We start from the raw sequence: 20476 nt of genomic DNA, 5'->3' as shown, positions 1-20476 counted from the left end.
AATGACGTACGATTCCGGAAAAGAAAGGGTGACGACTATGGAAATGGAAGCCGTAAAGCTCGAACAAATCGTGATGAAATGGTACCCCGACATGCTTGCGTTTTTGAAGCAGCAGGAACTCGATTCCGTGATCGTCCTTCGCGACGGCATGGGCATTCTCGAAGCCGAAGACGCGCTCGACATTATTCACCACAGCATTCTGGAGCATCAGTCGCCGGAAGTGCTGCAGTAACGGCATTTGGTCTTTCAAAAAGATTGCCATGAGCCGCTCTGATCCTTCGGGAAAGAGCGGCTCTACATATGCCCGATGCTTCTTTTCCGAAGGCTCTTGCGTGCTCGGACGGATTCGGCGCACGACAGTGCGGTTAAAGGATCAGGGTGTATTTTTTTGATATTCGTGACAAATTTGTTGCTTCGACCACTGTTAAACAGGCTATACTGGTAACGGCCTTGCAGCCAAGAATCACGCACAGACGAGGGAGAGAATAAAATGGATATCTTATGGAGCCTGTTGGCTCTTACCGTAGGCAGCCACAACCCGGAAGCCGTGCCTCCGGCACAAATCAACGCCAACCCGATCACGGTCGCCGTGCAATCGGCGTGGAACCAAAGCGCTTTGACCGCGCAGAAAGACAGCGTCGTCATCGACGTGAACAACCCGCCGGTCAAAATCGATCCGCAGCCGGACGCACCCAAAGTCAAAGGCGTCTACGTCACCGCGTACAGCGCGGGCGGAGCCCGAATGGCCGAACTGCTCGACCTGCTCGACAATACCGGCCTGAACTCGATGGTTATCGACATCAAAGACGACCTGGGGTACATAACGTACGAGACGCAGAACAAAGAACTGCTGAAAATGGGCACGGCCCAGAAGTTTATCCCGGACATCAAAGAGCTGATGGCCAAGCTCAAAAAGCATAACGTCTACCCGATCGCCCGTATTGTCGTGTTCAAGGATACGGTCCTGGCCGAGAAACATCCGGAACTTTCGTTCACGAACTCGGGCGGCGGCGTATGGAAAAACGGCGGCGGCGACGCTTTCGTCAATCCGTACAGCAAAGAAGTGTGGGATTACAACGTCGATATCGCCAAAGAAGCGGCCGCGATGGGCTTCAAGGAAATCCAGTTCGACTACGTGCGCTTCGCGGAAGGCTTCGAGAAACGCGCCGACGAACTCGTCTACGAGAAAACCGACGCGACGCGCACCGAAGCGGTCTCGGAATTCGTGCAGTACGCGCGCAAAGAACTCGCGCCGCTCGGCGTCCGCGTCTCGGTCGACATTTTCGGCTATGCGGCTTCCGTTCCGGCAGCAGACGGCATCGGGCAGGATTTCACCAAGATTTCCGAGAACGTCGACGTCATCGCGCCGATGGTCTACCCAAGCCATTACTCGACCGGCTGGTTCGGCGCCACGAACCCGGACAAAGAACCTTATGTCACGATCAAAGGCTCCATGGTCGACACGTTCAAGAAGCTGGACGAGATCAAGGACGAATCCCAGCGCCCGATCGTGCGCCCGTGGATTCAGGACTTTACCGCAAGCTGGCTCGGCAGCGGGCATTACACCAAGTACGGCAAGACCGAAATGGACGCGCAGATCAAAGCCATGGCCGATATGGGCGTGGAAGAATACCTGCTCTGGAACGCATCCAACCGTTATACCAAAGACGGCAACTACGGCCCGAAAGACTGACCGGACCCGAAACGGCCGCTTCACTTTGACCGCGGCGCTTGAGCGCGGACGCATGCACGGCGACAGCCCGGCCTTCCATGGCCGGGTTTTTGCCTGCCTGCCGACCGCCGCGCAGCCCCGCCGAAAGGAACTGCTTACCGCATGCATGCCACTTCTTCATTTAAGCAAAAATTTTCGCAGTTTTTCGTCGTATTCCTGCCGATCTTCGTGACCCAGATCGCGCTGTCGGCCATGGCCTTTTTCGATACGAGCATGACCGGGCACGTCAGTCCGGCCGCGCAGGCGGGCGTCTCGATCGGCGTCAGCTTGTGGATTCCGATCCAGACCGGGCTGAACGGCGTCTTGAACGGCATTATGCCGATCGTCTCCCAGTTGATGGGCGGCGGACGCGAACGCGATGTGCGCTTCAACCTGTTCCAGGGCCTGCTGCTGTCGCTGCTGTTCTCGGCCGCGGTGCTGCTCGTCGGCGGGCTGCTGCTCGATCCCGCGCTCGGCTTCATGAACGCCGAAGCCGAAGTCGCGGACACGGCCCGCAAGTTCCTGATCTGCCTCGCGTTCGGCGTCGTGCCGCTGTTCGGCTATACCGTGCTGCGCGGCTGCATCGACGCGATGGGCCAGACGCGCGTGTCGATGGCGATCACGCTCTGCTCGCTTCCCGTCCAGCTCGTACTCAACTATTTGTTGATCTTCGGCAAGTTCGGCTTCCCGAAGCTTGGCGGCGTCGGCGCGGGCGTAGCTACGGCCATCACCTACTGGGTCATTTTCCTGATCGCGCTCGTCGTGCTGCACCGCGCCCAGCCGTTCGCGAACTTCGGCTTTTTCCGCAAATGGCATCCGGTTTCCTGGTCCAAGCAGGGCGAACTGCTCAAGCTGGGCATTCCGATCGGGTTCGCGACCTTTTTCGAGACGTCGATCTTTGCCGCGGTCACGCTGCTCATGAACCGCTTCGGCACGAACGCCGTCGCCGCGCATTCCGCCGCGATCAACTTCGCTTCGACGCTGTACATGATTCCGCTCGCGATCTGCATGGCGCTGACGATTCTCGTCGGCTACGAAGCGGGCGCGGGCCGAACCCGGGACGCCCGGCAGTACGCCTGGATCGGCATCACTTCGGCCGTGCTGCTCGCGGTCGTCACCGCAATCGTACTGCTGCTGTTCGCAGACAAAGTCGCGCTGATCTATTCGACCGATCCGGCCGTAACGGCGCTGATCGTCCAGTTCCTCGGCTACGCGATCTTCTTCCAGCTGTCCGACGCGCTGGCCACGCCGATCCAGGGCGCGCTGCGCGGCTACAAAGACGTGACGCCCGCGTTCTTCATCACGCTGATCGCCTACTGGGGCATCGGCCTGCCGGTCGGCTACGGACTCGCCGTCTATACGCCGTTTGGCCCGTTCGGCTACTGGCTCGGCCTGATCGCCGGGCTTGCCGTCGGCGCGGCGCTGCTGCTGGCCCGCCTGTTCAAAGTGCAGCGGCTGCATGCCGCCCTGCCCGCCCCGCCGGCATCGCCTGCGCCGCTGCCGTAAAGCCAAGCCCGCTGCACGGCTGCGGGCTGCGCCGCTCCCTGCTTCCGCGCACACCGAAAAGCCGTTTCCCCGCCGCTGCCTGCGGCGCCGGGAAACGGCTTTTCGTTATATTCGAGCGGTGACTCGATCGGCGATTCGAAGCGCGGCTTCCGCTCCGCGCCTCCTGTTCAGAACTCGAACAGGTCCAACTGCTGCGGCTCGTCTTCGCCGGGCAGCTTCGGCACGTCCTGGCCGAGCAGACCCATCAGCTCCCGGGCGTTGCCCGCGGCGTCTCCGCCGGAGTTGTTGTTGAACACGACGATCACTTCCTTCGACTGCTGTTCCAGCCGCCGCAGCCGCTCCGCCCATTCCCGGAGTTCCTCCGCGTCGTAGCGGTACAAATACCGCACTTCCCGCCAGTTCGGCTGGTTGGCCGACTGCCAGCCGGATGCGTTGCGCCCGTGCATGCGCACGAGCGTCAGACTGTCGTCCGTCGCCTGTTCGACGATCGGCACCGAACCGGTGCCGGCCTGCGGCTCGTCGCACACGCTGTGAATCCAGCGCTCCTCGCGCATGAACTTCAGCGTGCGCTCCCGCATAACCGGCTGGAACCAGCTCTGGTGCCGGAATTCCAGCGCGCACGGTACGTCGTCCATTCTCGCCCGGATCTCCCGCAGCTTGGCCACGTTCTCTTTCGAGCAGTCGAACCAGGGCGGGAACTGGAACAGCACCGCCGTCAGCTTGCCCGCCTGTTCGAACGTGCCGATCGACAGCCGGAAAGCTTCGTACATCTCGTCTTCGCTGTCGAACGGAATTTTGCCGCGCGAATGACCGGTCATCCCCTGGAACGCTTTGACGACGAAGCGGAAATCGGCCGGCGTCTCCGCCGTCCACTTTTCCATATTGCGCTTGGATTGAATGGCGTAGAACATACTGTCCACCTCGACCGTCCGGAACAGTTTGCCGTACGTCACGAGCTTCTGCTTGCCCGCTTCACGGGTCGTATAGATCGAATCGTGGTCGCCCCAACCGGTCAGCCCGATCGTAATCATCCGCCGCACCTCCTTTTGCTTCCTCCTTACCCGCTTCCCAGATACAAATAAACCTCCGCGGCGGAAGCGGGCAGACGACGCTGCCGATTCCATGCGAAGGCTTATGCCGATCTGCGGGAGCGTACCGCTCCGCCCCATACGGTTCGGTTACTGCGACAAACGCAGCGCCAGTTCGTACATTTCGTGATCGAAATCGTTTTTCGTGTTGACGACCTTGTCGATGTCGGTCAGCGTCAGCTCGCCCTTGATAATGCCGCAGGCTTTGTCGCTTTCGCCGCGAATCAGCGAGCGTACGGCGAAATCGCCGAGGCGGCTGGCCAGGTTGCGGTCGAACGGAGTCGGCGTGCCCCCGCGCTGGATATGGCCGAGCACAGTCACGCGCGCGTCGATCTGCTTGGAATGCTGCGACAGTTCCTTGGCGATATCGTCGCCTTTGCCCGCGCCTTCGGCTACCACGATAATACTGTGGCGTTTGCCCATGGCGAAGTTGTGTGTCATGCGCTGGGCCACTTCGCCCAGGTCGTACGGCACTTCCGGCACGAGGATCGTCTCCGCGCCCGACGCGAGACCCGCGTGCAGCGCGATATCGCCGCAGTGGCGACCCATGACTTCCACGACGGAAGCCCGTTCGTGCGAAGACATCGTGTCGCGCAGTTTGTTGATCGCGTCTACGACGACGCCGACCGCCGTATCGAAACCGATCGTGTAGTCGGTGAAGGAAATATCGTTGTCGATCGTGCCCGGCAGGCCCATCGTATTGATGCCGAGCTTGCTCAGCTTGTTCGCGCCGTGGTACGAGCCGTCGCCGCCGATGACGACCAGGCCGTCAATGCCGTAGCTGCGCAAAATTTCGGCGCCTTTGCGCTGGCCTTCTTCGGTATAGAATTCTTTGGAGCGGGCCGATTGCAGGACAGTGCCGCCGCGTTGGATAATATCGCCGACGCTGCGGAGATCCATCGAGAAAATATCGTTATTGAGCAGGCCCTGATAGCCGCGCTGAATGCCGAAAATTTCGATTCCGTGGTACAGGGCGCTGCGCACGACGGCGCGAAGCGCGGCGTTCATCCCCTGGGAGTCCCCTCCGCTGGTCAAAACGGCAATCTTTTTTACTGCTGACATGTTGCATCCTCCTTGTTAGTCCTGCTTATGTTTGCGGATCCATACACTGTTGGCGAAAAAGAACGTGCGCATGAGCGGACTTCTTTTCATCAACCGTTTAGACACGGTTCGCACATCCTTCTGCTGGCTGACTTTGGGATCGGACAAGTACAGCGCGAGCAGTCCTTCGATGACCATGCGGTGGAAAGCGGCATGCGGAAGCTTCTGCACGTCGCGGCGCGCGTTGTTCACGATCTCTTCGACGCGCAGCAGCATCGCTTCCCCGCTCTCGTAATAATTGCAAAAATTCAGGTCGCCTCCGACGCGGTCTTCTTCCTGGTCGATCAAATAATCGAGCATGATATGAAGACCGCACACGTAAGGAAAATAGGCTTCGTACACGGTTCTTGCGTCTTCCGCATCGAAATCGTCGCGGCTCGCTCCGGCGAACAGCATAAACATGCCGAGCGTCGACCCGGTCGCGGCGGCGAATTCGTTCCAGTACAGATCGGGCGCAAGCTCGGCGTGTTCCGCTCTCCAGGCGGTCAGCGACGGTTCGCGCAGCTCGTGCGAGATATGCTTGTAGACCTGCAGGTCTCCGTACAAACCGACGAGGCGGCGCACATAAGGCTGGGCATGAACGTAACCGGGCAGCTGCCGGATGTTGTCCTGGCAGGTAGTGACCAGCGCGTTCAGGTATCCTCCGTCTTCCTGCTCGTCGCGGAACCGGTAATAATTTTCCGGCTGCGCGGACGGATCGACCGCATCCAGCATGGACTTATGTAAAAGACGAAAATCTTCCGGGTCGAGCGACGTACTCCGATCGCACAGATTGTCGAGATAATCGCTGATGGTCTGAAGCGCCACGATCAGCGGAATAAGCACGTCTTTTCGGTCCACGTTGATGGCCGCGTACACCGAGCCGCCCTGACAATGGAATTCCTTGTCGGCGATGCTCGCCAGCGCCTGCGTGCGCAATTCGGGGTCGGGAATGGTCTGCGCCCGGTCTCTCCAGCCGCCGAGCGAAGTCCGAACGTCCGGAAGGACGGTTCGATACACGAGGCGCATCAGGCTGACGGGATTTTCCGGAACGTTGCGAGCGGTTCTGAGTCGATTCAAAGCGTACCTCCAAATGCCAGTCTTAAGTCTATGGCGCATTCGCAAACTTATCGGCTTCTTGTGTTGCTTTTTTCCGGTTATGCGTCTTTCCGTCCAACGCGGACAAGCCGCGTTCGGGGAAAGCGTCCGCCGATTGGTCATTTGTGCCTACGCCGCACCCAAATTCACTACCATTATAATATGAGGGGTCGGCTTTGTACAAATAACCTTCGTCATATTCCGGTCTTTTTTCAGCGTTTTTTCTGTAAAAAGTGCATGCTCTCACGTCTTGTTTCCTTATTTGCCGCCGACTGCCGCCCAAAACGTTCAATTTTCGGAAACTTTTCGGTCGCCGCGTGCAAACGATTTGGGTCATGCTATACTGAAAATTGAACATTTTTCGGGAAAGGAGTCTTATTATGTCCGAAGTTCCGCTCTCCTGGAAGCGGCTGCTGCTGTTTTTCGTGCCGCTGGGCCTATCGGCTTCGCTCGTTACGCTGTCGCACGTCATCATCAACCGCACGCTGGCTTCGTCCGATTCGCCGGAGACGGTCATCGCCAGCTACGCGCTGGCCGGCAGCCTGCTTGCGATCACGGAACGTCCGTCCACCCTGCTGAGACAGACCTGTTCGGCGCTCGTGCGCGACAAAGTCTCGTTCAAGGCGCTGACGTTCGTCACTTACGTGTTCCTCGTCTGCGTTATGCTGATCGGCCTCGTCATCGCCTACACGCCGGTCGGCCACGGCATCTTCGGCATTCTGTTCGGCGTCGACCGCGAGCTGCTGCCGAGCGTGCTTGCCGTGTACGGCGTGCTGATGTTCGTGAGCGTCTTCTCGGTCATCCGCAACATCTACCAGGGCATCATCATCACGAACAACCGCACCAAATGGCTGACGATCGGCATGATTATCCGCCTGGCGGGCATGTACCTCATGTCGCTGTACTTCGTCCACGTCGCGGGCGTCGGCAGCGGGGTCGTCGGCGCGGTCATCTTCCTGTTCGGCATGATCATCGAGGCGACCGTCAGCTTCCTCGAAGGACGCAATATCGCAAGGCGCATGCCGGTCAAAAAAGAAGGGCATCCGGTCGAGACGCGCGGCGACGTGTTCCGGTTCTACAAGCCGCTGCTGTACTCGTCGTTTGTCGCCATGTTTATCGGTCCCGCGCTCAACATCATGCTCGGCAAAACGGACGGGGTCGCGCTCGCCATTTCTTCGTTCGCGGTCGCCGGCAGCCTGATGCAGCTGATGCTCAGCTTCTTCATGTACATCCACCAGATCGTCCTCAATTATTACCGGATCGATCCGGTCATGGTGCGCAAGTTCTCGCTGGCGATCGGCTTCATTCCGTTCGCGCTGGTAGCCATGATTGCCTACACGCCGCTCGGCTACTGGGTGTTCGGGCACGTCATGAACGTCGACGGCATCCTGCTCGAAGAGAGCCTGCGCACGCTGCGGGCGTTCATCCTGTATCCGCTCGTCATGCCGTGGCTCGACTACGGCAACGGCCTGATCCTGCTCGGCGGGCAGACCAAAGTCATGCTGCGCTCGCAGCTGGCCAACGCGATCTGCACGATCGCCCTGCTGCTGCTGCTCGTCGCGCTCGTTCCGCATTGGAACGGCATGATCGGCGCGCTCGCCCAGTCGCTCGGACTGCTGGCCGAAGCCGTCATCGTCTTCCTCGTCCTGCGCCGGATCGGACGCGAGCCGAGACTCGACGGACCGAAGACGTGAAGCCGCCCCCACAAGCCAAGCTTGCGCAGTCCTGGCTACCCACGCAAAAAGGCACAACCCCGTGTAGGAGCTGTGCCTGGGTGTGCTATGTTATCAAATCGGGTAAGAAAAATTCTTACAGTTTGATTACGTTAGCTGCTTGCGGTCCGCGGTTGCCGTCGGTGATTTCGAATTCGACTTCTTGACCTTCGTCAAGCGTCTTGAATCCGTCGCCCTGGATTGCCGAGAAGTGTACGAATACGTCTTCGCCGCCTTCTACGGAAAGGAAACCATAACCTTTTTCTGCGTTAAACCATTTAACTGTACCTTTCAAGTGAACAACCTCCTAAAAATATCACCATCTGTGGTGAGTATCGTTATTATACTGCAAGCCAAAAACTTTGGCAATTGAAAACTCACCCCTCCATAAGGCGTTGCTTTTGCCTTGACGGGTAGGGTATGATTTTAGATAGAAAACGTTAGATTTGGACAGAATTTCGCTCAGAAACGATTCGAAACGAGGAATGGTTAACATGATCAAAAAGCATACCATCTACAAAACCGACAACTGGAACATGATGACGGTCGAAGTGCACGGCCGCCAGCTCGTCCTGCGCGAAATCTCCGACCAATGGGGCGAAGAAACGCACAAGTTCCTGAGCCGTCCGGCCATGATGGACTGGGCGGAGCGCCGGTTCGACCCGGAAAAGTTCGAAGGCAGCGACGAAGAGCGTCAGAGCATCATCGACGCCCTCAAGGCCGTGTAAGCTTGCATGAACACGACCAACATCGCCGCTCTGCTGATCCTGACCCTGCTGCTGGGCGGCGTCGTCGTTTTTTATAAAGACACGATCCCCCCGAAGCTGAAGCGCGGCCTTGCGACCGCGGCAGCCGTCATGCTGTTGATTTCTTTCGTCCTGACGGCTTATACGCTGTTCAGCATGGGCTCCTAACCGGGCCTTTTTGCTGCGATTTGTCCCAAGCCTTTTTCCGATTTCCCGTTCCGTATATCCGATTGCCGATCCCGAGGAGGTCCACACAATGAGTACAACGCCCAAAACACTGCCGAAACGAAGCGAAGTGTCTCCCGACCATCAATGGAAGCTGACCGATCTGTTCGCCGATCAGGAAGCCTGGGACGATACTTACGAAGAGACCAAGGCGCAGTTGAAAAAGTTCGAGGAATTCCGCGGCAAATTGAGCGATGCCTCGAATATCGGCGCCTGCTTCAAGTTCGAAGACGAAGTCTCGCTGAAGCTGGAACAGCTGTACGTGTACACGCATCTGTACCATGACCAGGATACCGCCAACCCGACGTATCAGGCGCTGACGCAAAAAGGCCGCAAGCTGCTGGTCGACGCCGGCGAAGCGATGTCGTTCATCACGCCGGAGATTTTGTCGCTCGACGACGCGGAACTCGACCGTCTGATCGACGACGAATCGCTCAAGGCTTACCGGTTCACGCTGCAGGAGATGAAGCGGGAAAAAGCGCATGTGCTGTCGGGCGCCGAAGAAGCGCTGCTCGCGCAGGTCGGCAATCTGTCGCAGGCGCCGCAGAACATTTTCGGCATGCTCAACAACGCCGATCTCAAGTTCCCGAACATCGAAGACGAGCACGGCAGCGAAGTCGAACTGACGCACGGCAGCTACATTCAATTTCTGGAGAGCGCGAACGCCGATGTGCGCCGCCGGGCTTTCCAGGCCGTATACGGCACGTACGCCAAGCTCAAGAACACGATCGGCGCTTCGCTGACGGCCAACGTGAACAAGAATATGTTCTACGCCCGCGCGCGCAAATATCCGTCCGTGCTTGAAATGAAGCTGTACGGCGACAACGTTCCGGTGTCCGTCTACGACAATCTGGTCGATTCGATCCACGAAAGCCTGCCGATTCTGCACCGCTACATGCGGCTGCGCAAAAAGCTCATGGGTGTGGACGAGCTGCATATGTACGATCTGTTCGCTCCGCTCGTGGACGAGTTCAAAATGGACATCACGTACGACGAAGCCAAACAGACCGTCATCGACGGCCTGCAGCCGCTCGGCGCCGATTACCTTCAAGTGCTGGAGAACAGCTTCAAGGAAGGCTGGATCGACATCTACGAAAACGAAGGCAAGCGGACAGGCGCGTATTCGTCCGGTGCTTACGGCGTGCATCCTTACGTGCTGCTCAACCACAAGGACAACCTGAACAGCATGTTCACGCTGGCCCACGAGATGGGACACGCGCTGCACTCGTATTATTCGGACAACACGCAGACGTACCGCGACGCGCAGTACACGATCTTCCTGGCCGAAGTGGCCTCGACGACCAACGAAGCGCTGCTGATGGATTACCTGCTCAAAAAAGCGACCGATCCCAAAGAAAAAATGTACCTGCTGACGTATTACGCCGATCAGTTCCGCACGACCGTGTTCCGCCAGACGATGTTCGCCGAGTTCGAGAAGATCATCCACGCGCGCACGGAAGCCGGAGAATCGCTGACACCGCAGGATCTCTCGAGCATCTATTACGACCTGAACGTGCAGTACCACGGCCCGGACATGGTCGTCGACCGCGATATCGAGATGGAATGGGCGCGTATCCCCCATTTCTACAACAGCTTCTACGTATACAAATACGCGACCGGCTTCTCCGCCGCGACGAGCTTCTCCAAGCAGATTCTCGACGAAGGCGCGCCGGCGGTCGAACGCTACCTGAGCTTCCTCAAAAGCGGCGGCGGCGATTATTCGATCAACATCCTGCAAAAAGCCGGCGTGGACATGTCGTCCCGCGAGCCGGTACGCGAAGCGATGAGCGTATTCGAAGCGCTGATCGAGCAAATGGAACAGCTGTCCGAATAAGGGCAAAGCTTCCTGCGTCAAAGCCCCCCCTTTCGGCTAATGATGCTAATAAGCAACGTAGCGAAAGGGGAATGACTCAATCATGAAAGCTCAATGGTCTTTGATTTTGATGCTGATCTTCGCGGTCATCGTGGCCGTCTTCGCGGTCATTAACGTCAACCCGGCGGAAGTCAACTTCCTGTTCGGTTATGCGGACGTACCGCTGGTCCTGCTCATTCTCGGCAGCGCCCTGTTCGGCGGACTTGCCGTCGGAATGTTCGGCGTATACCGCCTGTTCAAGACGCAGCGCGAAGTGAAGAAGCTCCGTCTGGAGAACGAACAGCTGCGCACGCAGCCGGCGGCTCCTTCCGTCGCTTCTTCGATGTCGCCGCCGGCTTACAACGAACCGACCGTATCGGCGGACCCGACTCCGCTTGAGCCGATCTCGGGCGATCTGGACCGCGAGCCCGAATCCCGCGGTTTCCGTTCGGACAAGCTGAACAAGCTGTAAGCCGCGGACGATTCCCGGGCTGCCGGGCATGTCGCCGGGCAAGACCTCCGATCCGTAATCCGATCCGGAGTTGAAGCGCATCAAACCGAAAACCGCCGCCCTTTATAGGGAGCGGTTTTCTTCTTGCTTATGCAGCGGCGGCCGCGCGCGGTCATTCGCCGGGCCGCCGCGCTTTTTTTATCCCGAACCTATCTTATCCTCAACCTATCTTATCCTTATTGGAGGTCTGTCTATCATGACGGTACATATCGACGAACAATACGTAGTCACCCTGCTCCAAAAGCTGCTCGACACCCCGAGCCCGACCGGCTACACCCATCACATCATCGACCTGATCCGCGAAGAAGCGGAAAGTCTCGGCTTCCCGGTCACCTTTAACGAAAAAGGCGGCGCGATCATCAGCATGGAAGGCGAAGCCGACGACTACACCGTCGGCCTGAGCGGCCACGTGGACACGCTCGGCGCCATGGTCCGCTCGATCACGCCGCACGGCACGCTGAAGCTCACGTCGCTCGGCGGCTTCGCCATGTCCAGTATCGAGAACGAATACTGCGTGATCCATACGCGCGGCGGCCGTACCTATACCGGTACGATCCTCACCCAGCATCCTTCGGTGCACGTCTACGCCGACGCCCGCGACTTCAAGCGTTCGGAAGAACATATGGAAGTGCGGATCGACGAACTCGTCTCTTCGCGCGCAGACGTCGAAGCGCTCGGCATTCGCACCGGCGATTACATCTCGTTCGAAGCGCGCGCCGTCGTGACGGAGAGCGGCTATATCAAGTCCCGCCACCTCGACGACAAAGCGAGCGTCGCGGCTCTGTTCGGCCTGCTGGAATCCGCCAAGCGCGAAGGCTGGAAGCCCAAGCGCAATGTCAAGATCCTCATCTCCAACTATGAGGAAGTCGGCCACGGCACCGCCTATATCCCGGCGGACATCGCCGAGCTGATCGCCGTCGACATGGGCTGCATGGGCGACGACCTGACGTGCAAAGAGACCGACGTCTCGATCTGCGCCAAAGACTCGTCCGGTCCGTACGATTACCACATGACCGGCAAGCTGATCGAGCTGTGCGAAGCGCAGCAGATCGAACACGCCGTCGACATTTATCCGTTCTACGGCTCCGACGCTTCGGCCGCCCTGCGCGGCGGCAGCAATATCCGCGCCGCCCTGATCGGCCCGGGCGTGCACGCTTCGCACTCGATGGAGCGCACGCATACGCGCGCCGTCATCGGCACGGCGCGCCTGCTGTGCGCGTATGTCCGGGCGTAACGACGCCGAAGGGCCTCGCAGAGAACGCGGGAACGAGGCACGCGCCAATACGGATCTGCACGCTCCGGGTACCGGAGACCGCCGCAGACTGCGCCGTCGCGTGATCTTCACGCTGCTTGCGCTGCTTGCTTTGTCGGCTGCGGCTGCCGTCTGGCTGCGGCTCGCTCCCGCCGCGAAGCCGCCGCACGTCTTCGACGGCCTGCCTAAGCGTTATACGTACGCGGAAGCCGGCGCGCCCGGACTGCCCAAGCTGCATATGCTGGCCGTGTCGCCGGATGACATCGTGCTGCGCGCGGACCAACTTCCGCTCAAGCAGATTCCGGCTTACGGGATCAACGGCGGTTTCTTTTACGAAGAGTCGCTGCTCTCGGTCGCCGTCACGGACGACCAACCGGTACACGGCGGCCGCGGCGCTTACGGTTCGGGCTGGTTCAACGCCAAATACGCCCGGGGCACGCTCGTCTGGGACGGCGCGAAGCGGGCGTTCTCGGTGCAGGTGGTCTCGTCGGCGGACGAGCTTGCGGTCAGCGACCGCAGCGACTATTTCGCCCAGGGCGGGGTCAGCCTCAATCTGGCGGACGAAGACGTCTGGGAAGACCAGAGTACGCGGGAGCATCTGCCTTTTGCGGAAGATGAACGCCTGCGCTCCGCTCTCGTCTACAACGACGCCGGGCAGCTGTGGCTGATCGTCACGCCGGAACCGTGCACCGCTGCGGAGTTCCGCGCGGCGCTGCTGGCGGGTGTTCCCGGCGAAGGACGCGAAGGCATCTTCCTCGACGGCGACGGTTCTTCGCAGATGAACGCCGAAGAAGTCCTGCTGCCGGGCGACGGACGGATGGTCGTGCAGATGATCGCGGTCTCTTCGGAGGAGTAATTCTGGCGGCATCCGGGAGAGCTGCTATCCAAAAAAACCTTTATTACCGCCGAGAGCGGATTGAAGGTTTTTTGTCGTGAATCGATTTTCGCGGGATACACCAAGAGGAATTAAGATCCCATAGCTTCGCGTACAACCGGCATATCGACTTGAACTTCGATGGCAGCCTCTCCCGGATCGGCCTGCTTGAGAATGGTCTCAAGGAGTGAAGGATTCGGAATAGGATCTCCATCCGTTTCCAGTTCGTACATAAAACCTTCGAGCGCTTCGCGGGCTTCGGCATGAGCTTCCTCGTCGGTCTCTCCGAACGTCACGCATCCGGGCAGATCCGGAAAACTTACCGAAACTCCTTCTTCAGTGCTGTCCAGCAGTGCCCAGTAGCGATATACGTCTTTTTTATTTCCCTTTTCCAAAAAATCTGGCATACTCAATTCCCCCTCAAATCAAACACCGCTTCATACCCGCCGTCGTACAGGTTCACGAAGTAATACCCGGAGAAATCTTCGGTCGAGCGCAGTTTGCGGAACTTGAGGTCGCGGCGTTCCAGGTACTTCGAGTGCAGCTCGTCGCTGTTCGCTTTGATCACCTGGATCTCGGCCGTATGTTCGTCGTCTTTGGCGCCCGCAAAAGAAACCGAATCATAATAATCGATCAATTCGCTGAGGCTGAGATCGCTTCGAACGAGCATCCCCGCGAAAAAATCGATGCCGTTGCCGTTACCGTTCAGTTTGCCGACCGCGGACTGCATCTCGACAAAGACGGTGTCTTCCGGCAGCGGCGCTTTTCTCAACTGTTGGCCGAATGTGTACATATGGGCCTCGTTCCACACCGGAAAAATAATATACAGCGAGCAAAAAGCAAGAAAAAGAAACACCACGGCAAAGATCGCGAACTTCACGATTTTCCGCACGATTGCCGTCACGACGGCCAGCGCCCGGATCAGGCGGTTACGAGTCATGGTCCTTCCTCCTTCTTATGCCCGATCGCGGCTATACCGGTTACCCTTCCACGATGTCCGCCCGCAGATCCGTCGCAATCTCGATCATCTTGGGCACGACCGCTTCGTCCGACACGGCTGCGTACAAATCGCCCTGATACAGCCGAAAAGGAGTCTCCGTCTCTCCCCGCTTCCACATGAAAAAATCTCCTTCGATCGACAGGGTGCTGTCCGCTCCCTGGACCGTCAGTGTATGGGAATAGACAAACTCGGGCTTGGATGCGAAGTACGTTCGGCATTCCTCCAACGAGATCGCCGGTTCCGCGTTATTTTCCTGCATCGATCTTGTGATTCGAAGACGCTGGTTCATTGAACTTCCTCCCTTTCTCCCAGGTGGACGGATTGGTGATATCCGCAACCTGATTCTCCATAATTTCCTCGTAATGGGCAATCTTCTGTTCCATGTGCATGAGGCGCAGCTTGGCTTCTTCTACCTGCACGAGTGCTTCTTCCCGGTACTGCTGCATCATGATGTATCGCTCGGGGACCGTCGAATCGCCTTCCTGGCACAGTTCGACGTAGTGCTTGATCGTCTCGATCGGCAGCCCCGAACGCTTGAGGCATCTTGCCCCATACAGCCAGTTGACCGATTCTTCGTCGAACAGCCGCGCGTTATGTTCATTGCGACGCACGCTCGGGACCAAACCTTTATCCGTATAAAAGCGTACGGCGTGCTCGGTCAGTCCCGTCAGCATGGCCGCTTCTTTGACTGTGTACATATGAAGTTCCTCCCCGGCCTAAAAAAATCCAAAAAAAACGCTTGCCTTCGTGTTACACGAAGGGTCTAGACTTATTGTAAAGCAAAACGGCCGCGGAAGAAATGCTTTCGTCCCTACTCCCGCCCCTGTACAGGCCGCGGCCGTTGAACCTTTAATATCCCGATTTCTGGAGGAATTCATTATGCAAACCGTCACGTTAAACAACGGAGTCCGGATGCCGATTCTCGGCTTCGGCGTATACCAGATTCCGGATGCCGAAGAGTGCGAGAACGCCGTATACGAAGCGCTGATGGCCGGCTATCGCCTGATCGACACCGCTGCCGGTTACCTGAACGAGCAGGCTGTGGGACGCGCGATCAGACGCAGCGGCATTCCGCGCGAACAACTTTTTATCACGACCAAGCTCTGGATTCAAGATGCCGGCTATGAGAGCGCCAAACAAGCTTTTGCCAAGTCGTTGGACAAGCTTCAGCTCGAATACGTGGATCTGTACCTCATTCACCAGCCGTTCGGCGATTACTACGGGGCCTGGCGCGCGATGGAAGAGCTGTACCGCGCAGGCCGCATCAAAGCGATCGGAGTCAGCAACTTCCATCCCGATCGCCTGATGGACCTGATCGTGCACAACGAGGTCGTCCCGGCCGTCAACCAGATCGAAACGCATCCGTTCCATCGACAGGCAGAAAATGCGGCGTTCATGCAAAGCGTGGGCGTCCAGCATCAATCGTGGGGTCCGCTCGCCGAAGGACGCAACAATCTGTTCGCCAACGAGACGCTGACCGCGATCGGGCACAAATACGGCAAGTCCGTCGCCCAAGTCGTACTGCGTTCGCTGATTCAGCAAAATATCGTCGTCATCCCGAAGTCGGTACGCCGAGAGCGGATCGTCGAGAATTTCGACATTTTCGATTTCGAATTAAGCGCGGAAGACCTGAAGCAGATTGCGGCGCTGGATACGAACGCAAGCCTGTTTCTGTCGCATCTCGATCCGGAAGCCGCCAAGATGCTGGGGACGCTGCGGGTCGAGCTGTAAGGGAAGCAGTGAGACTTCCGGTTCAGCATAGGGAGACGCTTTGAGATCGGTTTGGAAAAAAGGCTCCGGGACAGTTCCACGCCCGGAGCCTTTGATCTATTTGGCACCGCAGCCAAACAAGCGAACACGGCGACGGGAGTGATCGTGCGCGTGACCAAGTAAAAAGCGAGCAGTCCCGTCAGAAAAGATAAAATCAAATTAAGGATCATTTTATTCTTTTTCATGTCCGCCCTCTTTTCCCGAAATGGACTTGGACTGCGCTTCATGCCTCGAACTCTTCCCTAAGAATCGAATACAACTTCAAATCCTTGAACTCGCCCTTGATATTCGCGTATTTTCTCAAAATCCCTTCAAACTGCATGCCCGCCTTCTCCATTACTTTGGCCGAGCCCGGGTTCTCCGTCAGACATTTGGCTTCGATCCGCTCCAAGTCCAGCTCGTGGAAACCGAACTCCAGCACCCGGCCCACGACTTCCGTCATGATGCCCCGGTTCCAGAACTCCGCCGACAACGCGTAGCCGACTTCCGCCCGGGCATGCGCGCTGCTCCACGACACGAAATCGCAGGTGCCGATCAGCCGCCCGGAAGCCCGGTCTTCGATGCCCCACACGCCGACCTGCCCCGGTTCGTAGCGGCTGGCGATAAAATCGATAAACTGCCGCGTATCTTCCGGACTCCGATGCGCTTCCCAGGTCGTATGTCTCGCGACGTCCGGGTTGGAACAGTAGGCATACATGTCTTCGACATCGTCGTGGGAGATCGGCCGGAGCCGGGTGCGATCGGTCTCCAGGATAGGAAAAGGATGGAAAGCTGCTTCAATCCGCTTCATGGATTTCCCTCCAAGTTCGTGTGTAATCGGGCAAGGAGTTCTGCGAGCGCTTGAGCGTCCAGAGGCATCTCTGCCGGCGTCAGTTCTGTATGAGGCGATCCGCAGAAAACGTCGACGATCCGGATTCCGCCTTCGATATTCGCGTTCATCTCTTCCAATTCGTCTGACGGAATCCACAGCTCCGCGTGCTGCCTAGCGCCTACGATCTGCTCTTCGTACCGATCGATAAACGGGCTCTTCACCGCGAATTCCGTCACGAACCCGACAAATCCCGAAAAGCGGTCCTGCGTGTTCCACTCCCCGGCGATCCGGTCCGCATACGGCTTGTTCAACACCGGATAGAAGATCGGTTGATCCGGCAGACGCGGCGGAAAGCCCTGGAGACCCTTGTCCAGAATCAACTGCATTTCGGTAAGCCCGACCGGCCTGTATAATGTTTTCATCTTGCATCCCCACTCCTTTTCGGATTAGGCTGACTCTTCCATGATTTTGGCACTTAACCAGAACGTACCGGAGACAATACCGCCGACCGGGATGTCAGCCTCCAACGTCTCCCGATCCGCTACCACGTCGATCTCGCCGCCCAACGTTCGCACCAACGCCCAATGGAAGTCTTTACCCGTCTGTTCGTTCGTGATCCAGGCGCTCTCCACCACTTGACCCGTGAACATCGCCATCGAGCCCGGTTCGTCTGCTTCGCCGAACAACCCGGTAGGAATAAACGATTCCGCCGCAAACTTCACTTCTGCCTGCTGCTGGGAAACGTGAAAATGCTCCTCGTTGTCAAATACGCTAAGTTCATGCGCAAAAGCGGTCAGTTGAATGCTCACGCTCCGAGGCAGCTGTACGTCTCCGTACACGGCCCGGTTTGGCATCTCGAATACAAACGGATACGAGCCCGACTCCTCCGTTTCCCCGTCGAATTCCGCCCACACATGAAAAGTCCCATCCAGCTCGCTGCCTTCGCTGCGGATAATCTCGTCGGTCAGCCTGACCTTGAAGCGGGAAGAACCTTCGTAATGCGGGTTGAGCCCGATCACCTGCTGCTCCGTATTCATTTGCAGCCAGATCTCGATCCCCGAACCCGCTCGCACCCGCAAGTAAGTCCCCCGCGCCGTCTCGATACTCTCGCCTGTCTCGTAAGCATACTCGGCCACCTCTTCAAAATCTTCCTCCGAGTGTACGTCGAAGCCGATTGCCGTCATATGGTTGGACATGGATGGAACCTCCTTTTTACGTTCGGTAGTGCATAGGTAAGCTTCAGGAAAGGCTTTTTTGCTTAAAAGGTAGACGCAACCTCGCTTCTGTTCGTTACGCTCAATTTCTTCTGATCGATGTAATTTTCCGCGATGGAGACGAGAACCAGATCTTTGATGCAGGCTTGGAAAAGAACTACAAAAGTCCTTCTGTGTGCAAAATGTTCGCCGCAAGCTGATCTACGGCAAGCCACGTCGAATTGTCCTCTTCCATATTCCGGGTCCAGGCCGCAACGAAATGGATCTGACACGTCTCATGCGGCTCGATCTCTGTCATCGGCACTTCAATCCCCTGCTCGGAACTTGTAATCAACCCATGTTGTTCGAAATCGGATTCCAAATTCAGCGATTGCGGAATCCGGTCTCCACGATGTTTTCTTATCATCAACATGTGGCCGTCTTGGGTGCCCAAATGCAGCCGATATTCCGGGTTCTCGTACACGACAGCTTCGAGATGTTCCCCGGTGTCCGATCCAGATTCGCTCCAGCTGAAGCCTTCCTGCCAGAACGCCGAAAAACCGCATCCGCGGATTGTCGTAGGAGCATGCGACTTGATTCGGAACACCGCTCCCCAACACTCCTGCAGGGCAAGCGACAGACGAGCATCAAGCGCAGGCCTGCAAAGAACCAGTTCGCAATCAAAAGTATCAGACTCATAGTGGTAAAAAGAACCCCCCTGTTGAAGCGCCCCATAGTGACTCGGTAGATACGTTTGACCGGAGACCGTCAGCGAGAACGCGAGACTCCCAAGAGGCGTATTCAGGGCAGGCTGCCTCTGATTCGGTTGCAAGATTACCCGTTCGGCTTCGTGAAATAGGTTCACTTTGTACCTCCGTTTCTGCTTCGTTCACCAAACTCCTGTCAGTAATTTCGTGCTTCCTGTTCGACTTCTACAAGTTCTAAGCGCCGGTTTTTCGGATCATAGATTTGAATGTCTTCCGTCTTAATATGTAAAAAACCAAAATGCTCATTTGGACCATCGGTACAAAATACTTTGATCTTGCTCCCTGTCGAGTCTGTTTTTAAAATTTCCAATTGCATTCGATTGAGTTCATCGAGATCTTCCACGACTTGATTCGACGTATCCTGCTGGAAAAAGAACTCCTGAGTCTGGGAAAGCTTGAGGGTGAAGAAACTGTAATCAGGATTCAGGCGTTCTGCCAGGTATGGAATGTCTATGGAGAACAAGTAGTCACTGCCGCTTTTGCTGATATTGAATAGAGTCCCGTCGTGGAATAGGCTGAATAGCAGCTGCTGGTGGTTTAGGTTCAATAGGGAGTTCTCCTGTTGTAGGGGTGGTTTTTTAAGTGGTATTACTTTATTCGATTTAAGGTTAGGCGTGTGGAGGTCTGCGGCTGGTTTGGGTTCGAATAGGAGTGTACGCAGCGTGCATATTCTGTTATGTGCAGTACCCTCTTCCCCGAATTATCTTTCATACACTAGTTTTTTATCCAATATCTTTTTATTACGTTTCCATCCTCTTCAATAAAATCTAAATCCGGTTCTCCACTGTTTTTAATAATGGTTTTGGCAGACCCTATATTTCCTGCATCACAGACAACCAAGACATTTTCTATACCTAGTTTTTTTGCTTCAGTAAGAGATAGTTCTAATAACTTTGTTGCGAGACCCTTACGACGTTCAGATGGACGAATCCCATAACCAATATGACCACCGGCATTCATTAAATCTTCGGTAAGTCTATGCCTTATATTAACTGCACCTAACACTTTATCTACGCTATTCACAAGCCAAAATGTTGAATCTGAGACCCATCCATCCGGCAAATCAATCCCATTCTCACTATCCCATAACGATTTCAACATAGCTTGGAAATCACTTGGATCTTTATTAATAACCCAAGGAACCATATCCTCACCGGATTCTTTCCATTCCAAATAAAAAGATAAATATTCCTTTTTTAATTCTATTTGAGGTTTTGTTAATCTAAGATTGTTCATAATAAATTTCCCCTTTAATGTTTTTTTGAATTTAGGGTATTGCG

The 20476-nt window shown here is 56.7% G+C and carries 25 protein-coding genes; 11 read left to right on the top strand and 14 right to left on the bottom strand.

Going from position 1 to position 20476, the window contains the following annotated elements:
- Positions 1–37: 37 nt before the first annotated feature.
- The 3 genes from FFV09_RS18595 to FFV09_RS18585 all read left to right on the top strand — a co-directional run bounded on the left by FFV09_RS18595 (position 38) and on the right by FFV09_RS18585 (position 3217).
- Positions 38–232, top strand: a complete 195-nt coding sequence (locus FFV09_RS18595) for a hypothetical protein (RefSeq protein ID WP_141450535.1) — start codon at positions 38–40, stop codon at positions 230–232.
- A 258-nt stretch (positions 233–490) separates the two neighbouring features.
- A complete protein-coding gene (locus FFV09_RS18590) occupies positions 491–1693 on the top strand; it encodes a putative glycoside hydrolase (RefSeq protein WP_141449216.1) in 1203 nt (400 codons plus the stop codon).
- A 141-nt stretch (positions 1694–1834) separates the two neighbouring features.
- Positions 1835–3217 carry an MATE family efflux transporter gene (locus FFV09_RS18585; RefSeq protein ID WP_141449215.1) on the top strand — a complete coding sequence of 461 codons (1383 nt, stop codon included), beginning with the start codon at positions 1835–1837 and terminating at the stop codon, positions 3215–3217.
- A gap of 167 nt (positions 3218–3384) precedes the next feature.
- On the opposite strand, the gene FFV09_RS18580 is transcribed toward FFV09_RS18585, so the two are convergent.
- The 3 genes from FFV09_RS18580 to FFV09_RS18570 all read right to left on the bottom strand — a co-directional run bounded on the left by FFV09_RS18580 (position 3385) and on the right by FFV09_RS18570 (position 6465).
- The gene (locus FFV09_RS18580; RefSeq protein WP_141449214.1) at positions 3385–4248 is read right to left on the bottom strand and encodes a DUF72 domain-containing protein; all 864 of its coding nucleotides are present in this window, start codon (positions 4246–4248) and stop codon (positions 3385–3387) included.
- Positions 4249–4395: 147 nt separating this feature from the next.
- Positions 4396–5367, bottom strand: a complete 972-nt coding sequence (gene pfkA / locus FFV09_RS18575) for a 6-phosphofructokinase (protein WP_141449213.1) — start codon at positions 5365–5367, stop codon at positions 4396–4398.
- A 15-nt stretch (positions 5368–5382) separates the two neighbouring features.
- Complete coding sequence (locus tag FFV09_RS18570; RefSeq protein ID WP_425472208.1) at positions 5383–6465, bottom strand: tetraprenyl-beta-curcumene synthase family protein; 1083 nt, start codon at positions 6463–6465, stop codon at positions 5383–5385.
- Between the two features lie 398 nt (positions 6466–6863).
- Between FFV09_RS18570 and FFV09_RS18565 the strand changes: the two genes are divergently transcribed.
- The gene (locus FFV09_RS18565) at positions 6864–8177 is read left to right on the top strand and encodes a multi antimicrobial extrusion protein MatE (protein WP_141449211.1); all 1314 of its coding nucleotides are present in this window, start codon (positions 6864–6866) and stop codon (positions 8175–8177) included.
- Positions 8178–8292: 115 nt separating this feature from the next.
- On the opposite strand, the gene FFV09_RS18560 is transcribed toward FFV09_RS18565, so the two are convergent.
- The gene (locus FFV09_RS18560) at positions 8293–8490 is read right to left on the bottom strand and encodes a cold shock domain-containing protein (protein WP_018975236.1); all 198 of its coding nucleotides are present in this window, start codon (positions 8488–8490) and stop codon (positions 8293–8295) included.
- 199 nt (positions 8491–8689) lie between these two features.
- Here FFV09_RS18560 and FFV09_RS18555 point away from each other — a divergent pair, with 199 nt between their 5' ends.
- From FFV09_RS18555 to FFV09_RS18530, 6 genes are all read left to right on the top strand, one after another.
- Positions 8690–8923: a hypothetical protein gene (locus FFV09_RS18555; RefSeq protein WP_141449210.1), complete on the top strand. Its 234-nt coding sequence runs from the start codon at positions 8690–8692 to the stop codon at positions 8921–8923.
- A gap of 6 nt (positions 8924–8929) precedes the next feature.
- Positions 8930–9109: a hypothetical protein gene (locus FFV09_RS18550; RefSeq protein ID WP_141449209.1), complete on the top strand. Its 180-nt coding sequence runs from the start codon at positions 8930–8932 to the stop codon at positions 9107–9109.
- An 88-nt stretch (positions 9110–9197) separates the two neighbouring features.
- The gene (gene pepF / locus FFV09_RS18545) at positions 9198–11000 is read left to right on the top strand and encodes an oligoendopeptidase F (protein ID WP_141449208.1); all 1803 of its coding nucleotides are present in this window, start codon (positions 9198–9200) and stop codon (positions 10998–11000) included.
- 82 nt (positions 11001–11082) lie between these two features.
- Positions 11083–11490 (top strand): LapA family protein, encoded by a 408-nt coding sequence (locus tag FFV09_RS18540; RefSeq protein ID WP_141449207.1) that lies wholly within the window; start codon positions 11083–11085, stop codon positions 11488–11490.
- 235 nt (positions 11491–11725) lie between these two features.
- Positions 11726–12763: a M42 family metallopeptidase gene (locus tag FFV09_RS18535; protein ID WP_141449206.1), complete on the top strand. Its 1038-nt coding sequence runs from the start codon at positions 11726–11728 to the stop codon at positions 12761–12763.
- Positions 12750–13637 (top strand): hypothetical protein, encoded by an 888-nt coding sequence (locus tag FFV09_RS18530; RefSeq protein WP_246098381.1) that lies wholly within the window; start codon positions 12750–12752, stop codon positions 13635–13637. Before FFV09_RS18535 ends, FFV09_RS18530 begins: the two co-directional genes overlap by 14 nt.
- 110 nt (positions 13638–13747) lie before the next feature.
- Here FFV09_RS18530 and FFV09_RS18525 read toward each other — a convergent pair whose 3' ends face one another.
- The 4 genes from FFV09_RS18525 to FFV09_RS18510 are packed head-to-tail and all read right to left on the bottom strand — an operon-like array spanning position 13748 to position 15353.
- Positions 13748–14062, bottom strand: a complete 315-nt coding sequence (locus FFV09_RS18525) for a type II toxin-antitoxin system HicB family antitoxin (protein ID WP_141449205.1) — start codon at positions 14060–14062, stop codon at positions 13748–13750.
- A gap of 2 nt (positions 14063–14064) precedes the next feature.
- Positions 14065–14595, bottom strand: a complete 531-nt coding sequence (locus tag FFV09_RS18520; protein ID WP_141449204.1) for a hypothetical protein — start codon at positions 14593–14595, stop codon at positions 14065–14067.
- A gap of 40 nt (positions 14596–14635) precedes the next feature.
- On the bottom strand, positions 14636–14944 hold the full coding sequence (locus FFV09_RS18515; RefSeq protein ID WP_141449203.1) for a hypothetical protein: 309 nt from the start codon (positions 14942–14944) through the stop codon (positions 14636–14638).
- The gene (locus tag FFV09_RS18510; protein ID WP_141449202.1) at positions 14901–15353 is read right to left on the bottom strand and encodes a MerR family transcriptional regulator; all 453 of its coding nucleotides are present in this window, start codon (positions 15351–15353) and stop codon (positions 14901–14903) included. The genes FFV09_RS18515 and FFV09_RS18510 overlap by 44 nt, the downstream gene beginning before the upstream one ends.
- A 181-nt stretch (positions 15354–15534) precedes the next feature.
- Between FFV09_RS18510 and FFV09_RS18505 the strand changes: the two genes are divergently transcribed.
- Positions 15535–16386: an aldo/keto reductase gene (locus FFV09_RS18505; protein WP_141449201.1), complete on the top strand. Its 852-nt coding sequence runs from the start codon at positions 15535–15537 to the stop codon at positions 16384–16386.
- A 262-nt stretch (positions 16387–16648) separates the two neighbouring features.
- Here the strand turns inward: FFV09_RS18505 and FFV09_RS18500 are convergent, their stop codons facing one another.
- From FFV09_RS18500 to FFV09_RS18475, 6 genes are all read right to left on the bottom strand, one after another.
- Positions 16649–17215: a GNAT family N-acetyltransferase gene (locus tag FFV09_RS18500; protein WP_141449200.1), complete on the bottom strand. Its 567-nt coding sequence runs from the start codon at positions 17213–17215 to the stop codon at positions 16649–16651.
- Positions 17212–17658, bottom strand: coding sequence for a hypothetical protein (locus FFV09_RS18495; RefSeq protein ID WP_212635445.1), 447 nt, complete (start codon positions 17656–17658; stop codon positions 17212–17214). The genes FFV09_RS18500 and FFV09_RS18495 overlap by 4 nt, the downstream gene beginning before the upstream one ends.
- A gap of 24 nt (positions 17659–17682) precedes the next feature.
- Positions 17683–18432 carry a hypothetical protein gene (locus tag FFV09_RS18490; protein ID WP_141449199.1) on the bottom strand — a complete coding sequence of 250 codons (750 nt, stop codon included), beginning with the start codon at positions 18430–18432 and terminating at the stop codon, positions 17683–17685.
- 175 nt (positions 18433–18607) lie between these two features.
- Entirely contained in the window at positions 18608–19294 is a 687-nt protein-coding gene (locus FFV09_RS18485; protein ID WP_141449198.1) for a hypothetical protein, read from the bottom strand.
- A 38-nt stretch (positions 19295–19332) separates the two neighbouring features.
- Entirely contained in the window at positions 19333–19743 is a 411-nt protein-coding gene (locus FFV09_RS18480; protein WP_141449197.1) for a hypothetical protein, read from the bottom strand.
- 167 nt (positions 19744–19910) lie between these two features.
- A complete protein-coding gene (locus FFV09_RS18475) occupies positions 19911–20432 on the bottom strand; it encodes a GNAT family N-acetyltransferase (protein WP_141449196.1) in 522 nt (173 codons plus the stop codon).
- Between the last annotated feature and the right edge of the window lie 44 nt (positions 20433–20476).

Source organism: Saccharibacillus brassicae, from assembly GCF_006542275.1.
In the GTDB taxonomy this organism is placed as follows: domain Bacteria; phylum Bacillota; class Bacilli; order Paenibacillales; family Paenibacillaceae; genus Saccharibacillus; species Saccharibacillus brassicae.
The sequence above is the reverse complement of the archived record's forward strand: the minus strand, read 5'-3'. Positions and strand labels throughout refer to the sequence as shown.

Coding starts and splice junctions, on each gene's coding strand:
- FFV09_RS18585 (WP_141449215.1), top strand. CDS start 1,835: ATGCATGCCACTTCTTCATTTAAGCAAAAATTTTCGCAGTTTTTCGTC.
- FFV09_RS18515 (WP_141449203.1), bottom strand. CDS start 14,944: ATGAACCAGCGTCTTCGAATCACAAGATCGATGCAGGAAAATAACGCG.
- FFV09_RS18590 (WP_141449216.1), top strand. CDS start 491: ATGGATATCTTATGGAGCCTGTTGGCTCTTACCGTAGGCAGCCACAAC.
- FFV09_RS18500 (WP_141449200.1), bottom strand. CDS start 17,215: ATGAAGCGGATTGAAGCAGCTTTCCATCCTTTTCCTATCCTGGAGACC.
- pfkA (WP_141449213.1), bottom strand. CDS start 5,367: ATGTCAGCAGTAAAAAAGATTGCCGTTTTGACCAGCGGAGGGGACTCC.
- FFV09_RS18580 (WP_141449214.1), bottom strand. CDS start 4,248: ATGATTACGATCGGGCTGACCGGTTGGGGCGACCACGATTCGATCTAT.
- FFV09_RS18565 (WP_141449211.1), top strand. CDS start 6,864: ATGTCCGAAGTTCCGCTCTCCTGGAAGCGGCTGCTGCTGTTTTTCGTG.
- FFV09_RS18525 (WP_141449205.1), bottom strand. CDS start 14,062: ATGCCAGATTTTTTGGAAAAGGGAAATAAAAAAGACGTATATCGCTAC.
- FFV09_RS18510 (WP_141449202.1), bottom strand. CDS start 15,353: ATGTACACAGTCAAAGAAGCGGCCATGCTGACGGGACTGACCGAGCAC.
- FFV09_RS18490 (WP_141449199.1), bottom strand. CDS start 18,432: ATGTCCAACCATATGACGGCAATCGGCTTCGACGTACACTCGGAGGAA.
- FFV09_RS18555 (WP_141449210.1), top strand. CDS start 8,690: ATGATCAAAAAGCATACCATCTACAAAACCGACAACTGGAACATGATG.
- FFV09_RS18540 (WP_141449207.1), top strand. CDS start 11,083: ATGAAAGCTCAATGGTCTTTGATTTTGATGCTGATCTTCGCGGTCATC.
- pepF (WP_141449208.1), top strand. CDS start 9,198: ATGAGTACAACGCCCAAAACACTGCCGAAACGAAGCGAAGTGTCTCCC.
- FFV09_RS18475 (WP_141449196.1), bottom strand. CDS start 20,432: ATGAACAATCTTAGATTAACAAAACCTCAAATAGAATTAAAAAAGGAA.
- FFV09_RS18550 (WP_141449209.1), top strand. CDS start 8,930: ATGAACACGACCAACATCGCCGCTCTGCTGATCCTGACCCTGCTGCTG.
- FFV09_RS18535 (WP_141449206.1), top strand. CDS start 11,726: ATGACGGTACATATCGACGAACAATACGTAGTCACCCTGCTCCAAAAG.
- FFV09_RS18520 (WP_141449204.1), bottom strand. CDS start 14,595: ATGACTCGTAACCGCCTGATCCGGGCGCTGGCCGTCGTGACGGCAATC.
- FFV09_RS18595 (WP_141450535.1), top strand. CDS start 38: ATGGAAATGGAAGCCGTAAAGCTCGAACAAATCGTGATGAAATGGTAC.
- FFV09_RS18495 (WP_212635445.1), bottom strand. CDS start 17,658: ATGAAAACATTATACAGGCCGGTCGGGCTTACCGAAATGCAGTTGATT.
- FFV09_RS18505 (WP_141449201.1), top strand. CDS start 15,535: ATGCAAACCGTCACGTTAAACAACGGAGTCCGGATGCCGATTCTCGGC.
- FFV09_RS18530 (WP_246098381.1), top strand. CDS start 12,750: ATGTCCGGGCGTAACGACGCCGAAGGGCCTCGCAGAGAACGCGGGAAC.